General features: G+C 72.6%; 13 protein-coding genes. 2 read left to right on the top strand and 11 right to left on the bottom strand.

Annotated features, from left to right (window positions below; translation table 11 throughout):
• Nucleotides 1-36: 36 nt before the first annotated feature.
• A complete protein-coding gene (locus tag OE229_RS06645; RefSeq protein ID WP_262137081.1) occupies nucleotides 37-711 on the bottom strand; it encodes a hypothetical protein in 675 nt (224 codons plus the stop codon).
• Between the two features lie 172 nt (nucleotides 712-883).
• On the opposite strand from OE229_RS06645, the gene OE229_RS06640 reads away from it, so the two are divergent.
• Nucleotides 884-2,518 carry a molybdopterin-dependent oxidoreductase gene (locus tag OE229_RS06640; protein ID WP_262137079.1) on the top strand — a complete coding sequence of 545 codons (1,635 nt, stop codon included), beginning with the start codon at nucleotides 884-886 and terminating at the stop codon, nucleotides 2,516-2,518.
• A gap of 156 nt (nucleotides 2,519-2,674) precedes the next feature.
• On the opposite strand, the gene OE229_RS06635 is transcribed toward OE229_RS06640, so the two are convergent.
• The 10 genes from OE229_RS06635 to OE229_RS06590 all read right to left on the bottom strand — a co-directional run bounded on the left by OE229_RS06635 (nucleotide 2,675) and on the right by OE229_RS06590 (nucleotide 14,265).
• The gene (locus OE229_RS06635; RefSeq protein ID WP_317853266.1) at nucleotides 2,675-3,451 is read right to left on the bottom strand and encodes a putative protein N(5)-glutamine methyltransferase; all 777 of its coding nucleotides are present in this window, start codon (nucleotides 3,449-3,451) and stop codon (nucleotides 2,675-2,677) included.
• 74 nt (nucleotides 3,452-3,525) lie between these two features.
• Complete coding sequence (locus OE229_RS06630; protein ID WP_182066255.1) at nucleotides 3,526-4,503, bottom strand: ribose-phosphate diphosphokinase; 978 nt, start codon at nucleotides 4,501-4,503, stop codon at nucleotides 3,526-3,528.
• 61 nt (nucleotides 4,504-4,564) lie between these two features.
• Nucleotides 4,565-5,992 (bottom strand): bifunctional UDP-N-acetylglucosamine diphosphorylase/glucosamine-1-phosphate N-acetyltransferase GlmU, encoded by a 1,428-nt coding sequence (glmU, locus tag OE229_RS06625; RefSeq protein WP_262137076.1) that lies wholly within the window; start codon nucleotides 5,990-5,992, stop codon nucleotides 4,565-4,567.
• 132 nt (nucleotides 5,993-6,124) lie between these two features.
• Nucleotides 6,125-7,507, bottom strand: coding sequence for an MFS transporter (locus tag OE229_RS06620; RefSeq protein WP_262137075.1), 1,383 nt, complete (start codon nucleotides 7,505-7,507; stop codon nucleotides 6,125-6,127).
• A 212-nt stretch (nucleotides 7,508-7,719) separates the two neighbouring features.
• On the bottom strand, nucleotides 7,720-8,751 hold the full coding sequence (locus OE229_RS06615) for an NAD(P)-dependent alcohol dehydrogenase (protein ID WP_262137074.1): 1,032 nt from the start codon (nucleotides 8,749-8,751) through the stop codon (nucleotides 7,720-7,722).
• The gene (locus OE229_RS06610; RefSeq protein ID WP_262137072.1) at nucleotides 8,748-10,040 is read right to left on the bottom strand and encodes an ROK family transcriptional regulator; all 1,293 of its coding nucleotides are present in this window, start codon (nucleotides 10,038-10,040) and stop codon (nucleotides 8,748-8,750) included. Before OE229_RS06610 ends, OE229_RS06615 begins: the two co-directional genes overlap by 4 nt.
• A gap of 119 nt (nucleotides 10,041-10,159) precedes the next feature.
• Nucleotides 10,160-11,209, bottom strand: coding sequence for a sugar phosphate isomerase/epimerase family protein (locus OE229_RS06605; protein ID WP_262137070.1), 1,050 nt, complete (start codon nucleotides 11,207-11,209; stop codon nucleotides 10,160-10,162).
• 34 nt (nucleotides 11,210-11,243) lie between these two features.
• Nucleotides 11,244-12,380: a Gfo/Idh/MocA family protein gene (locus OE229_RS06600; protein WP_262137069.1), complete on the bottom strand. Its 1,137-nt coding sequence runs from the start codon at nucleotides 12,378-12,380 to the stop codon at nucleotides 11,244-11,246.
• Nucleotides 12,365-13,072, bottom strand: coding sequence for a ThuA domain-containing protein (locus OE229_RS06595; protein ID WP_262137067.1), 708 nt, complete (start codon nucleotides 13,070-13,072; stop codon nucleotides 12,365-12,367). The genes OE229_RS06600 and OE229_RS06595 overlap by 16 nt, the downstream gene beginning before the upstream one ends.
• On the bottom strand, nucleotides 13,069-14,265 hold the full coding sequence (locus OE229_RS06590; protein WP_262137065.1) for a Gfo/Idh/MocA family protein: 1,197 nt from the start codon (nucleotides 14,263-14,265) through the stop codon (nucleotides 13,069-13,071). The genes OE229_RS06595 and OE229_RS06590 overlap by 4 nt, the downstream gene beginning before the upstream one ends.
• Nucleotides 14,266-14,362: 97 nt before the next feature.
• On the opposite strand from OE229_RS06590, the gene xylA reads away from it, so the two are divergent.
• Nucleotides 14,363-15,556, top strand: coding sequence for a xylose isomerase (xylA, locus tag OE229_RS06585; protein WP_262137063.1), 1,194 nt, complete (start codon nucleotides 14,363-14,365; stop codon nucleotides 15,554-15,556).
• The last annotated feature ends 16 nt before the right edge of the window (nucleotides 15,557-15,572 follow it).

Genomic DNA, 15,572 nt, shown 5'->3' with positions numbered 1-15,572 from the left:
AGGAGGGCCTCGCTGACCGCGGGGCCCTCCGTCGCGTCAGGCGACGATGCGTTCCCGTGCCAGGTCGGCGACGAGCCGGTCCAGCCGCGGCCCGCGCCCGAGCAGCCGACGCGAACCAGGGGCGGTCCGGACGAAGAAGGTCGCCACGGCGGGGGTGTCGTCCGGCCGCACGTGGTGGATCGCCACCGCGCACGCGCGGCGAGCACCACCGGAACGGCCAGTTCGCCCCGGGCAGTCCGAGCCGTCGACGCCGTCCGCCACGTCTTCGAGCCCGACGTGCACGACGCGACTCCATCGGATCACGAGCAGCCGGGTCGCCCGCCGTTCGTCGAGTTCCCACAGGGAGGCCTCGGTGGCGCCGAAGGCCCAGGTCACGCGCGAACCGAGGTGGGTGTCCGGACGGACTTCGTCGACGACGCCTCGGAGTTCCGGTGTCGGCGCCGCCGGCACGAGCCACACCGTCGGGTCGATCCGCCGGATGGCGAGCGCGAGCGCCTCGTCCGCCTGCCGCCGCCGTGCCGTCGCGGTCCGCACGACAGCGACCACGATGACCACGACGCCGAGGGCGATCGCGCCGAACTCGACGATGCCGTACCAGGAGAGGTCGACACCCGGCGCCGTCGAGACGACGACGATCCGGGTGATCAGGAGGGCCAGCCAGACGGCGACGATGACCCAGCGCAGGGTGGCGAGTCGACGCGCCGGAGACATCGGTGTCCGCCGTGCACCGCGGGCGCGACCGGACCGCGGGAGACCATCCGGACGCTGCAGCACGGTCCGATCCTCCCACGAGCCGCGCGCCACCTGCTGGCCGATCCCGATGAACGCGCGGGGAAGCACGCACACACAGCCCACGAGCGGCCGGGCGACCTACGCTCGGGCGGTGACCACCGAGACGACGGACGAACCGATCGGTCGATCGACGGCGGGTCCGTCGGACGGCCCGAACAGGCCCGACGGCCCTGTGGCCCGACGCTGGACGCTGATCGCCGCGATCGTCGGCGTCCTGGCCGTCGCCGCGTTCCTCGGTGTCGCCGAGTTCGGGGCGCTGCTGCTCGGCGGAGCGGGCAGCCCCCTGGTCGCCGTCGGGTCCGCCGTCATCGACCTCGCTCCCCCGGGTGCCAAGGACTTCATGGTCGCCGTGTTCGGCACCGGGGACAAGGTCGCCCTCTTCGTGCTCATGACGGTGATCGTCATCGCGATCAGTGCCGGTGCCGGGGTCCTCGAACGTGTGCGGCCACCCTTCGGCGCCCTCGTGTTCGCCGCCGGGGGTGTGCTGGCGCTGCTCGCCGTCAGCACCCGCTCGGGCAGCGGGACGCTCGACGGCGCCCCGACGGTCCTCGGCATCGCGGCGGCCGTGGTCGTCCTGCGCCTGCTGCTCCAGCGGCTGCGCCGGTGGGAGGCCGCGGCGACCGTGCCGACGGCGGCACCGCGACCCGCCTCGGCGGAGCGCCGCACGTTCCTGGTCTGGGGGGTCGCGACGGCGACCCTCGCGATCGTGGTGGGCACCGCCTCCCGGCTGGGGTCGTCCGCGATGCAGGCGGCCGCTGCTGCCAGGCGGGCCGTCCGGCTGCCAGCCGCGGCGACCGCTGCACCGGCGGTCCCCTCGGGTGCGTCGCTCGACGTCGACGGCATCACCCCCTACATCACACCGAACGCCGACTTCTACCGGATCGACACGGCCCTGCGCGTCCCGCAGGTCGATCCGGCCGACTGGTCGCTCCGCATCCACGGCGCGGTCGAGAACGAGATCACGCTGACGTGGGACGAGCTGCTCGCGCTGCCCCTCGAGGAGCACGTGGCGACCCTGAGCTGCGTGTCGAACGAGGTGGGTGGTGACCTCATCGGCACGGCCCGCTGGCTGGGCTACCCGATCCGGGAGCTCCTCGCCCGGGCACGTCCGACGGCCGACGCCGACATGGTGCTCTCACGGAGCATCGACGGGTTCTCCGCCGGCACCCCGCTCGACGTGCTGCAGGACGACGGCACCGCGGCGCTGCTCGCGGTCGGGATGAACGGCGAGCCCCTGCCGACCGAGCACGGGTTCCCGGTACGCATGGTCGTGCCGGGCCTGTTCGGGTACGTCTCAGCCACGAAGTGGGTCACCGAGCTCGAGGTCACCCGGTCCGCCGACGCGCAGGGCTACTGGACACCGCGCGGCTGGTCGGAACGTGGCCCGGTCAAGCTCGAGTCCCGCATCGACACACCCCGGAACGGTTCGACCGTGACCGCGGGCAAGCCGGTTGCGATCGCGGGGGTCGCGTGGCAGCCGCACAAGGGTGTGAAGGCCGTCGAGGTCCGCGTCGGAGGCGGCGACTGGCAGCGCGCCGAACTCGCCGACTCGGTCTCCGCGGACACCTGGCGGCAGTGGGTGGTGCGGTGGACGCCGACCGCCGGCTCGCACCGCATCGAGGTGCGTGCGACCAGTGCGGACGGCGAGGTGCAGACGAGCGTGGACCGGCCGCCGGCGCCGAACGGTGCGACGGGCTGGCACACGGTGACGGTCGACGCGCGCTGACCGTCCGGGAGCGGGTCGGCGACACGCCCGCTGACTGCCGTCGAGGTCGCAGAACGTGTCGGCTCGCAGACGCGCGAGCGACACCTCGTGCCGCCTCGGCGAACCTGAGCGGCATGTCGTGACCGCTCAGCACCGGACCAGGCGGGCAGAGCGGGGTCAGGGAAAGGTCGCGACGACGCAGGTGCCGTCGACCTCGGCGTCCCGTTCGACCACGGTGGAGAAGCCCGCGGCCGTGAAGGCAGCGGCGGACGTCTCGGCCTGGGCCTCGGACACCTCGATGACGACGGCACCACCGGGGCGGAGCCACTCCCCCGCACCCGCGGCGATCCGCCGGTGCAGGTCGAGGCCGTCCGCACCACCGTCGAGGGCGACGCGGTGTTCGTGCTCGCGGGCCTCTGCCGGCATGAGCTCGATCGAGGCCGTCGGCACGTACGGGGCGTTCACCGCGATGACCGCCACGGCCCCGCGGAACCGATCGGGCAACGGCGCGAACAGGTCACCCGCGACGACGATGCCGCGGTCGCCGATGTTCTCGGCCGCGGCGTCGACGGCGTCCGGGTCGATGTCCGTGGCGACGAGGTCGAGCGCGCCGACCCGACCGAACAGGGCCACCGAGATCGCACCGGCGCCGCAGCACAGGTCGACCACGCGGTCGTAGCGCTGCAGCCGACGCGCAGCTTGCTCGACGACGACCGTGGTGCGGGCTCGCGGCACGAAGACCCCGGGGGTCACCCGGATGCGGTGCCCGTCGAAGGCAGCCCAGCCGAGTACGTACTCGAGCGGATCTCCGGCCAGCCGACGCTGCACGAGGGTGCGGAGTCGCACCGGCTCGCCGTCACCGGCCTCGAGCAGCAGGTCGGCTTCGTCCTCGGCGAAGACGCTCCCCGCGGCCCGGAGCCGGGCCGCGAGGGCGTCACGCGCGGGGTGGGTCACCACGGGCGACGGGACGCGTCACGCCGCGGAGGTCGTCCTGCGCCGTCGGCTGTGCCCATGGTTCGCCGGCTCCGCTACGCTGCGCCGTCGAACATCGACGTCACGGAGCCGTCGTCGAAGACCTCGTGGATGGCACGGGCGATGAGCGGGGCGATGGGCAGGACCTCGAGGCGGTCCCAGCGCTTCTCCATCGGCAGGGGCAGGGTGTCCGTCACGACCACGCGGTCGATGAACTCGCTCTGCAGCAGCTCGGTGGCGGGGTCGGAGAAGACGGCGTGGGTCGCGGCGACGACGACACCCGTGGCGCCGGCGTTCTTGAGCGCCTCGGCAGCCTTGGCGATCGTGCGGCCGGTGTCGATGAGGTCGTCGACGAGCAGGCACACGCGGCCGCTGACGTCACCGACGATCTCGTGCACCGAGACCTGGTTCGGCACGAGCGGGTCGCGGCGCTTGTGGATGATGGCGAGCGGGGCGCCGAGCTTCTCGGACCAGATGTCGGCGACACGGACGCGGCCCATGTCGGGCGACACGACGGTGAGCGTCTCCGGGTCGAGGATCTGGCGGAAGCGCTCGAGCAGCACCGGCATGGCGAACAGGTGGTCGACGGGGCCGTCGAAGAAGCCCTGGATCTGCGCGGCGTGCAGGTCGACGCTCATGATGCGGTGCGCGCCGGCGGCCTTGAACAGGTCGGCGACGAGGCGGGCCGAGATCGGCTCGCGGCCGCGGCCCTTCTTGTCCTGGCGGGCGTAGGGGTAGAACGGCGCGACGACCGTGATGCGCTTCGCCGAGGCACGCTTCAGCGCGTCGACCATGATGAGCTGCTCCATGAGCCACTCGTTGATCGGCGCGGTGTGCGACTGGATGACGAAGGCGTCGCAGCCACGGACCGACTCGTCGAAGCGGGCGTAGAGCTCACCGTTCGCGAAGGTCCGGGCATCGGTCGGCACGAGGTCGACCCCGAGCTCCTCCGCGATCTCGGCAGAGAGCGCCGGGTGTGCTCGCCCCGAGACGAGGACGAGTCGTTTCTGGCCGGTTGTCTTGATTCCGGACAAGTGCGGTGCTCACTCCCTGACCCACGAGGGGTCGATGTCGGCGACGGGTGGTCGCCGGGATCTATTCGCCGTTCGCGAGCCGAGCAGCCTCGGCCGCCGGTGTGCCGGGTCGGTGTTCCTCGACCCATCCGTCGGTGTTGCGCTGTGGGGCGTAGCTGATCGCGAGCGATCCTGCCGGAACGTCCTTGCGGACGGTGGTCCCGGCGCCGGTGTACGCACCGTCACCAATCCTAACGGGGGCGACGAACACGTTGTGCGAGCCTGTCCGGACGTTCGAGCCGACCTCGGTGCGGTGCTTGTGCACGCCGTCGTAGTTCGCGGTGATGGTGTTCGCGCCGATGTTCGAGTCCTCGCCCACCTCGGCGTCGCCGATGTAGGACAGGTGCGGGACCTTGCTGCCGCGGCCGATCCGGGCGTTCTTCGTCTCGACGAAGGTGCCGATCTTGCCGTCGTCGCCGAGGATCGTGCCCGGCCGCAGGTAGGCGAACGGGCCGACCGAGGCGCCGTCCCCGATCACGGCGAGGGTGGCGTCGACGCGGTTCACGGTGGCGCGGGCCCCGACCTCGGTGTCGCGGAGCGTGGTGGCCGGCCCGACGACGGCGCCGGCGGCGATCGCGGTGGCACCGATGAGCTGGGTGCCCGGCAGCACCTCGGCGTCGGGCTCGATGGTGACGTCGAGGTCGATCCAGGTGGTCGCCGGGTCCTGCACGGTGACGCCGGCGAGCTGGTGCCGGCGGACGATGCGGGCGTTGAGTTCACGCGCGGCGTCGGAGAGCTGCGCCCGGTCGTTGATGCCGGCGACGAGCCACGGATCGGTCAGGGTGACCACGTCGATGCGGCCGCCCCGCTCGCTGATCAGCGCGGGCGCGTCGGTGATGTACTTCTCGCCCTGGGCGTTCGCCGTGGTGAGCGACGGAAGGGCCGCCCGGAGGCGTGCCACGTCGAACGCGTAGATGCCCGCGTTCGCCTCGGTGATGGTCAGCTGTTCGGCCGTCGCGTCCTTGTGCTCGACGACGCTGACGAAGGCGCCGGAAGCGTCCCGCACGATCCGTCCGAGGCCGGTCGGGTCCGGGGCGATCGCACTCACGAAGGTCGCCCCGTTGCCGCCGCCGACGTGGGCGTCGACGAGGAGCCGGAGCGATGCGGCGTCGAGCAGCGGGACGTCGCCGGACAGCACCACGACGGCGCCGTCGAAGTCGTCGGGCAGTGCTTCGACCGCCACCTCGACCGCGCGCCCGGTGCCGGGGACGTCGTCCTGGTCGACGATGATCGCGTCGGGGGCGCGCTCGACGGCCTCGGCCGCGACGAGGTCACGCTCGTGCCGCACGACGACGGCGACGTGCTCGGGGCTGAGCGACGACGCCGTGCGCAGGACGTGCCCGATGAGCGGCAGTCCGGCGAGCCGGTGCAGCACCTTGGGCGTGGACGACTTCATGCGCGTGCCCTGCCCGGCGGCGAGGACGACGACGGCGATGCGCTGGTCGGTCATGCACCCATCCTGGCGCACCGCGGCCCGGGCCGCCCGACGCGACCACGGCACTGTGCGGAACCGTGCGCAGAACCGCAGCCTGTGGACGGACCGGCACCGCGCCTCCAGGCCGCGCCGACGGCACGCCGTGGATCAGGCCCGCGCGCCCTGCGGCTCCCGCTTGACGAACGCCATCAGCACCAGCCCGGCGACGAGCACGACCACCACGCCGAGGATCCCGAACCGGGTCGACCCACCGACGGTCACCGCGACGCCGAACAGCGCCGGCGCGAGGAACGACGCGGCCCGGCCGGTGGTGGCGTAGAGGCCGAAGAGCTCGCCCTCGCGGCCGGGGGTCGCCAGCCGCGCCAGGTACGCGCGGGACGACGACTGCACCGGGCCGACGAACACGGCGAGGGTCAGCCCGAGCACCCAGAACCACTGCGTCTCGTTGCCGGCAGCGAAGACCCCGACCCCGCACACGGCGAGTCCGACGAGCGAGACCATGATGAGCGAACGCGACCCGAACCGGTCGTCGAGGCGTCCCGAGACGAACGTCGCGATGCCGGCCACGACGTTCGCGGCGATGGCGAACAGGATCACCTGCGACGGCGTGAACCCGAACACCTGCGCGGCGACGATCCCGCCGAACGTGAAGACGGCCCCGACGCCGTCGCGGAACACCGCGCTGGCGAGCAGGAACGCGAGGACGTTGCGCCGCTCGCGCCACAGCCGCGCGATGTCCCGGCCGAGGTCCGCGTAGGCACTGAACACGCCGCCGCCGCGGGTGCGGTCGGGCACCGCTTCAGGCACGGTGAGGAACAGCGGGATCGAGCTGACGGCCAGCCAGACGGCGGCGATGCCGATCGCGACGCGGACGTCCCACTGGCCGGTGGCGACGGTGGCCGGCAGCTGCAGGAGCCCGCCGACGACCCCGTCGCCCCGGAAGTCCTGGATGCAGAGCACGAGCAGCAGGACGAGCAGCACGATCCCCCCGAAGTACCCGGCCGCCCACCCGATGGCGGAGACGCGGCCGGTGCGTTCCCCGGAGGCGATCTGCCCGATCATGGCGTTGTAGCCGACGCTCGCGATCTCGTAGGCGACGGTCCCGATGCCGAGCAGCGCCGCTCCGAGCAACAGGTACGGCTGGCTCGGCGCGACGAAGACCATGCCACCGATCGACAGCGCGACGCCGATCGTGGCGATGAGGACCGACCTGCGGCGGTGTCCGGACGAGTCCGCGAGCCGCCCCATGGCCGGTGCCACCAGGGCCACGACGATGCCCGCGATGGTCAGTGCGGTGGACACGACGGCGGCGTTGTGCGCGAGCTCGCGTTCCACGATCGCCTTGCCGGCCGCGGACGTGTCGCCGACGAGCGCCGGGTCCACGAACGCCCGGCTGGCCAGGTACGTGCTGAACACGAAGGTGGTGACGACCGCGTTGAACGCGGCGGACCCCCAGTCCCAGAGCGCCCAGGAGACGAGCGCGCGCCGGTCGGTGCGCTGCGGCACGACGGCGGCCGGTGAAGCGGTCATGCGCGAACCGTAGCGCGTCCCGGTGACGCGGCGGTGGCCCCGTTCCGGGTCACGTGCCGGACGGGAGGCACGGGGCGGCCTCGCCCCGCGCCTCCCGTCCGCACCGTGCGTCCGTCGCCACCCCGTGCGCGCTTCCACGCACCGTGCCAGGCTGCAACGCCGCACCAGGTCCGCAACGCGGCCCGGGCCGGCGGAACCCGCACCGTGCCTGTTCAGGCCGGGACGCCACCGGGGTAGACGACGGACTTGAGCGACTCCGGGTCGGTGTCGCTCTCGAGGGCCTCGCGGACGTCGTCGAGCCCGAAGCGACCGGTGACCAGCGAGTCGAGGTCGACCTGCCCGGACGCGACCAGCTCGATGGCGACCGGCCACGTGTTCGTGTACCGGAAGATCCCGGTGACCGTGACCTCGAGGTTCTGGATGTGCTCGACCGGCAGCGTCATCTCGGAGTTGCCGAGCCCGACCAGCACCGCGGCACCTGCCGGGCCGACCGCCTTGATGCCGTCCGACACCGCTCGGGGTGCACCGCTGGCGTCGATGAACGCGTCGACGGGGACGATGTCGGACGCGACGGACACGGCGGTGGGGTCGACGACCTCGGTGGCGCCGTACTCCAGGGCCCGCGCACGGCGCTCCGGCACCAGGTCGCTCACGACGACGCGCGAGGCGCCGAAGGCCTTCGCGACCTGGGCGCAGATGATGCCGATCGGACCGGCGCCGGCGATGAGCACCGACGAACCGGGCACGATGCCGGCCTTGCGGACGGCGGCGATGCCGACGGACAGGGGCTCGAGGAGCGCGCCGGCCTCGAACGAGACGGCGTCGGGCAGGACGTGCGCGAACTCGGCCTCGATGGTGACGAACTCGGTGAAGGCCCCGTCGACCGGCGGCGTCGCGTAGAAGCGCATGTGCGGGCAGAGGTTGTAGCGGCCGGCCAGGCACTGCGCGCAGCGGTGGCACGGACGCTGCGGCTCGATGGCCACGCGCTCCCCCACGCGGGACGGGTCGACGCCCTCGCCGACGGCCTCGATCGTGCCGGAGAGCTCGTGCCCGAGGACGAGGGGCTCCTCGACGACGAAGTCGCCGATGCGGCCGTGGCGGTAGTAGTGCACGTCGGAGCCGCAGACGCCCACGGCGGCGACCCGGACGAGCACGTCGCCGGGGTCGACGGCGGGGACGGGGCGGTCCTCGACGGTGAGGTCCTGGGTGCCGAGCAGGACGCTGGTGCGCTGGGTGGAGGTCATGCGGTTCTCGCTTCCTCGGTCGCGTCGTCGCGGCCGGACGTGTGGGTGGTGGAGGGGGCGGCTGCGGGTGCCGCGGGCGTGGTCGCTGGCACTGGTGCCGGTGCCGGCGCCGATGCCGATGCCGATGCCGACGGCATCGTGGCGTCGCGCAGCAGCTCCGCGAAGCCGATCTCGGCGGCGCCACGGACCAGGACGTCGCGGCCGAGTGCCGCCGGGACGATGCGGAGCCGGTCGGTCATGGCGGCCATCGTCTGCGCCCGGACGTCGGTCTCGACCCGGTCACCGACGTGCCCGAGCAGCGCACCGAGGAACCCGCCGAGCACGACGACCTCGGGGTCGACGGTGTGGATGGCGTTCCGCAGTGCGGTCGCGAGTGCGGTGACCTGTCGGTCGACGACCAGCTCGACCTCGGGCCGGCCCTCGGCGAGCGCCGCGGCGAGCGCGTCGAGGTCGTCCGGCGGCGTCCCGGTCACCGCGGTGAGGGCGGAGCGTGAGGCCTCGGTCTCCAGGCAGCCGACCGCACCGCAGTGGCAGCGGATCCCGTTCGCCGCGACGAAGGTGTGCCCGAGCTCGCCCGCGTACCCGTCGGCGCCGCTGAAGGGCCGGCCGGCGCTGACGATCCCGCCGCCGATGCCGCTCGCGCCACCGTTCAGGTACACGAGGTCGTCGACGCCGCGCGCGCTGCCGTAGAGCCGTTCCGCCCAGGCGCCGAGGTTGGCGTCGTTCGCGGCCCGGACCGGCAGACCCAGGCGTTCCGCGAGCGGTGCGGCGAGGGGTTCGTCGCGCCATCCCAGGTGCGGGGCGTCGCGCACGGTGCCGTCCTCGACCCGGACGATGCCGGGCACGGCGACGCCGACCCCGACGACCCGGGCCGCCGGTGAGGTGCGGGCGAGGAGTGCTGCGAGGACCCGGGCGACGGCGTCGATCGCCTGCGCCGCGGTGGGCACGGTGGTCTGCGGCTCGACCAGCCGGTCGCGGACGGTGCCGTCGAGGCCGACGAGGGCGACACCGACGGCGTCGATCTCGACCGTGACCGCGGCGGCGAGGACGTCGCCGGACGCCCGGACGACCCCGCTCGGCCGTCCGACACCGGCACCGGGGGTCCCCGCGGCGGGGGTCTCCTCGTGCACGAGACCGGCGTCGACGAGTTCCCCGACGAGCGCGAGGATGGTCGAGCGGTTCAGGCCGGTGCGCCGGGTGAGCTCGGCGCGGGTGACGGGGCCGTCCTCGTGGACGAGCCGGAGGACGCGCGCGGCGTTGCCCGGTGTGGCCGTGGGCTGCCGTGCCATGGGTCCTCCTCGTTGGTGGGTGGGGTCGTGGGTGGGTTCCGGGCTGCGCGACGAGTCTCGCACCGGCCGGCCCGTGGACGGTCGCGCAGCGCGAGACCTCGGCGACCGCGACGGCCCGGTCAGCGAGACCGCGAGAACGCGGCGTCGAACGCGGCGTCCGGCGGCGCGATGGTACCGAGCCGCCGGACGAACGCCAGCGCCTCGGGCCCGCCGACGAGCCGGTCCATGCCGGCGTCCTCCCACTCGACGCTGGTCGGGCCGGCGTAGCCGATGTGGTTGAGCACGCGGAACACCCGCTCCCACGGCACGTCCCCGTGGCCGGCGGTGACGAAGTCCCACCCGCGCCGGGGGTCGCCCCACGGCAGGTGTGAGCCCAGTCGACCGTTGCGGCCGTCGAGCTGCTTCACCGACTCCTTGCAGTGCACGTGGTACACCCGGTCGGCGAAGTCGAGCAGGAACGCGGCCGGGTCGAGGTCCTGCCAGACGAAGTGCGACGGGTCGAAGTTGAACCCGAACGCCGGCCGGTCCGCGAAGACGTCCAACGCCCGACGAGCGGTCCAGTAGTCGTAGGCGATCTCGGACGGGTGCACCTCGAGCGCGAACCGGACCCCGACCTCCTCGAAGACGTCGAGGATCGGTGACCAGCGGTCGTGGAAGTCCTGGTACCCGGCGTCGATCATCCCCGGGGGCACGGGCGGGAACCCGGCGACGGTCTTCCAGATCGACGAGCCGGAGAAGCCGGTGACGGTGTCGACACCGAGCGCCGCGGCGGCACGGGCGGTCCACTGCAGTTCCTCGGCCGCACGCTGCCGCACGCCCTCGGGGTCGCCGTCGCCCCACACGTGCGGCGGGACGATGTCCTCGTGCCGCTGGTCGATGGGGTCGTCGCACACGGCCTGGCCGACCAGGTGGTTCGCGATCGTCCAGACCTGCAGCCCGTTGCGTTCCAGGATCGCCCTGCGCTCGGCGACGTACGAAGGGTCCGTCGCGGCGCGCCGGACGTCCAGGTGGTCACCCCAGCAGGCGATCTCCAGCCCGTCGTAGCCCCAGTCGCCGGCGAGCCGGGCGACCTCCTCGAAGGGCAGGTCGGCCCACTGTCCGGTGAACAGGGTGACCGGCCTGGAGGCCCGGGTCGTCTCCGTCGTGTCGCTCGCGTCCGTCGTCGTCATCGTCGTCGTCCTTCTTCGCGGTGGTCGGGTTCCGTCACCAGGATCCGGGTGCGGACCCGGCGGCGACGGTGGCGGGTCGCTCGACGCGTGAGTGCACGTCGACGACCGTGTGTTCTCGGGCGGCGGCGGAGACCGCCTCCATGACCTCGAGCACGTGGAACGCGAGGTCGCCGGAGGCTCGGTGCGGCCGGTCCGTCGCGATCGCGTGTGCCATGTCGGCGAGGCCGTAGCCGCGGCCGGCGTCGGCGTACCCGGCGGCGACCGGCAGGTCACGCCACGAGCGGTCGTCGGCGGTGGCGATCGCGACGGTGTCCGAGAACCGGTTCGGGTCCGGGACGCCCAGGGTGCCGGCGGTGCCGTACACCTCGAACAGCGGGGCGCGGGTGGCCCAGACCTCGAACGAGACGGTGACGGTGGAGACCACGCCGCCCTCGTGCTCGAGGATCGCCACGACGTGCGTGTCGATGTCGACCGGGATCGACGTGCCGGCGTTCGGCCCGGTCGCGATCGTCCGTTCGCGGGTGGAGCGGGTGGCGCTGCCGCTGACCCGGACGACCGGCCCGAAGAACGTGACGAGGCTGGTCAGGTAGTACGGCCCCATGTCGAGGAGCGGTCCGCCGCCCGGCTGGTAGTAGAACGCCGGGGCGGGGTGCCAGAGCTCGTGCCCGGGTGCGCTCCAGGCGACGGCGGCACCGACCGGGGTGCCGATCGCGCCGTCGTCCAGGGCGGCCCGCGCGGTCTGGATGCCGGTGCCGAGGACGGTGTCCGGGGCGCTGCCGACGCGCAGGCCTGCGGCGCGGGCGGCTTCGAGCACCGGTACGGCCTCGTCGGTCGACATCGCGAGTGGCTTCTCGCCGTAGACGTGCTTGCCCGCGGCGATCGCGCGGGTGGCGACGTCGGCGTGCGCGGCCGGGATCGTCAGGTTGAGCACCACGTCGACGTCGTCGGCGGCGAGCAGGTCGTCCACGGTGGTCCCGCGCACGCCCTGTGCCGCACCGACCTGCTGGGCACGGGCGACGTCGAGGTCGGCGACCGCGGCGAGCTCGAGGCCGGGCAGCGCCGCGAAGTGCTCGAAGTACTGCTGGCTGATGACCCCGACGCCGACGACACCGACGCGGAGCGGCTTGGCAGCAGCGCCGCGGAGCACCCCCTCGTTCACCGTGCTGCCCACAGGAGTCCCCGTTCGATGATGGTGCGGAGCGGTTGCGACTCGACGACCTCGAGCCGGTGACCCGGAGCCGAGACGAACACCCGTCCCTCGCCCCACTGCCTGGTCCAGATCGCGGGCGCGGTGACCGGCCGGTTCCAGGCGTCGAAGTCCCGGGCCTCCTGCGTCGTGGTCGCCAGCACGTCGTTGTACTCGTCGCTGAGCACCCAGTACTGCTCGGTGACGAGGTCGAAGTCCTCGATGCCCTGCGTGATCGGGTGCTCGTGCCCGAGGTCGGTGATGTGCACGGTGTAGGGGATGTAGTTGTCCGACTGCTCGCCGACCCGTTCGTCGGGGTGCTTGCCCGCGTGGTGCGCGAACTGGCCGCCGATCATGTGCAGGTAGTCGGCGGTGTTCCGGAAGGCGTCGGCGATGCCGCCGTGCCACCCGGCCAGGCCGGTGCCGTTCACAACGGCCCGCTGCAGCCCGGCGAACTCGTCGTCGGCGATGGTCGACATCGTGACGACCTGGACGATCAGGTCGACCTCGTCCATGACGGACTCGTCGGCGTAGACGGCCGTCGAGTCGGACACCCGGACCGCGAAGCCGCTGTCCTGCAGGAACGGCACGAACAGGTCGGTGGTCTCGACGGGCTGGTGGCCGTCCCACCCGCCGCGGACCACCAGGGCCTGGCGTGTGCCGTCGGCGGCGCTCACGAGGTCACCGTCCAGCTGCTGCCGTCGGCGGCGCTGCGCTCGACGGCGTCGAGCACGCGTTGCACGTGCAGGCCGTCCTCGAACGAGGGCGACGGGTCGGTGCCGGACGCGATCGCGTCGACGAAGTCCTTCACCTGGTGGCTGAAGGTGTGCTCGTACCCGATGAGGTGCCCGGTCGGCCACCACGCGGCCATGTAGGGGTGCTCGGGTTCGGTGACCAGGATCCGGCGGAAGCCCTGCTCCCCCGCAGGGGCGTTCGACTCGTACAGGCGGAGCTCGTTCATCGCCTCGAGGTCGAACTGGATCGCCCCCTCGGACCCGCTGATCTCGAGCGTCAGGCCGTTCTTCCGGCCGGTCGCGTAGCGCGTCGCCTCGAACGTGCCGATCGCGCCGTCCGCCGCGCCGCCGGTCAGCCGTGCGGTGAAGAACGCGGCGTCGTCGACCGTGACCTGGCCGCGCTCCTCGGAGGCGGTACCGGACAGCCCGACGCCCTCGGCCATGAGCGGCCGCTCGGTGACGAAGGTCTCGAGCGTGCCGGACACCGTGGCGAGGGAACCGCCGGTGACGTGCTCGACGAGGTCGATGGCGTGCGCACCGATGTCGCCGAGCGCACCGGAACCGGCGAGTGACTTGTCGAGCCGCCAGGTCATCGGGCCGTCCTCATCGGCGAGCCAGTCCTGCAGGTAGAGCGCGCGGACCTGGCGGACCGTGCCGATCCGGCCGTCCTGCACGAGCTGCCGGGCGAACGCGATGGCCGGCACGCGTCGGTAGCTGAAGCCGACCATGGCGCGGACGCCCCGCGCACGTGCTGCGTCGGCGGCGGCGGTCATCGCCTCGGCCTCGGCGACGGTGTTCGCGAGCGGCTTCTCGCACAGGACGTGCTTGCCGGCCTCGAGCGCGGCGATCGCGATCTCGACGTGCGACGACCCCGGGGACACGACGTCGACCACGTCGATCTCCGGATCGGCGACGACGGCACGCCAGTCGGTGGACGCCGCCTGCCAGCCGTACTGCTGACGGGCAGCCTCGGTGCGTCCGGCATCACGCCCGACGACCACCGCCATCTCGGGTTCGGCGCCGAGGTCGAAGAACCTGGGGGCGGTCCGCCACGCCTGCGAGTGCGCGGCTCCCATGAAGCCGTGCCCCACCATCGCGACCCGCAGTCGTTGCTGCACCGTCGACTCACTTGCCATCCGCTCGCTCCTTTGCGATCACGTGCTTGCCACAGCCAACACTACCGCTTATGTTGGGCGCGGCAACATTTTGTTTCGACGACGAACGGTGACCACCATGGCAACGACGCCCACCCGTGCAGACAAGTTCTCCTTCGGTCTCTGGACCATCGGCTACAACGGCTCAGACCCCTTCGGCGGGCCGACCCGACCCGCCCTCGACGTGGTCGAGGCGGTCGAGAAGCTCGACGAGCTCGGGGCCTACGGCCTGACCTTCCACGACGACGACCTGTTCGCGTTCGGTTCCACCGACGCTGAGCGCCAGACCCAGATCGACCGCCTCAAGGGCGCGCTCGAGTCGACCGGGATCGTCGTGCCGATGGTCACGACGAACCTGTTCTCCGCCCCCGTGTTCAAGGACGGCGGCTTCACCTCGAACGACCGGCAGGTCCGCCGGTTCGCGCTCCGCAAGGTCCTGCGCAACATCGACCTCGCCGCCGAGCTCGGCGCGTCGACGTTCGTGATGTGGGGCGGCCGCGAGGGCTCCGAGTACGACAGCGCGAAGGACGTGCAGGCCGCGCTCGAGCGCTACCGCGAGGCCGTCAACCTGCTCGCCCAGTACGTCACCGACAAGGGCTACGGCATCCGCTTCGCCATCGAGCCGAAGCCGAACGAGCCCCGCGGCGACATCCTGCTGCCGACCCTCGGCCACGCGATCGCCTTCACCGAGACGCTCGAGCGTCCGGAGCTGTTCGGCATCAACCCCGAGGTCGGCCACGAGCAGATGGCGGGCCTGAACTTCACGGCGGGCATCGCCCAGGCGCTCTACCAGGGCAAGCTCTTCCACATCGACCTGAACGGCCAGCGCGGCATCAAGTACGACCAGGACCTGGTGTTCGGTCACGGCGACCTGCAGAACGCGTTCTCGCTCGTCGACCTGCTCGAGCACGGCGCACCGCAGGGCGGCCCGGCCTACGACGGCCCCCGCCACTTCGACTACAAGCCGAGCCGCACCGAGGACATCACCGGCGTCTGGGACTCCGCGTCCGCCAACATGCGCATGTACCTGCTCCTCAAGGAGCGTGCGCAGGCGTTCCGCGCCGACCCCGAGGTGCAGGCAGCGCTCGAGGCCTCGAAGGTCGGCGAGCTGTCGACGCCGACGCTGAACGACGGCGAGTCGTACGACACGTTCCTCGCCGACCGCTCCGCCTACGAGGACTTCGACGCCGACGCCTACTTCGGCGGCAAGGGCTTCGGCTTCGTCCGCCTGCAGCAGCTCGCGATCGAGCACCTGATGGGCGCGCGGAATTGACCGCAGACGCGCCAGC

The organism is Curtobacterium poinsettiae, from assembly GCF_025677645.1.
GTDB lineage: Bacteria > Actinomycetota > Actinomycetes > Actinomycetales > Microbacteriaceae > Curtobacterium > Curtobacterium poinsettiae_A.
The sequence above is the reverse complement of the archived record's forward strand: the minus strand, read 5'-3'. Positions and strand labels throughout refer to the sequence as shown.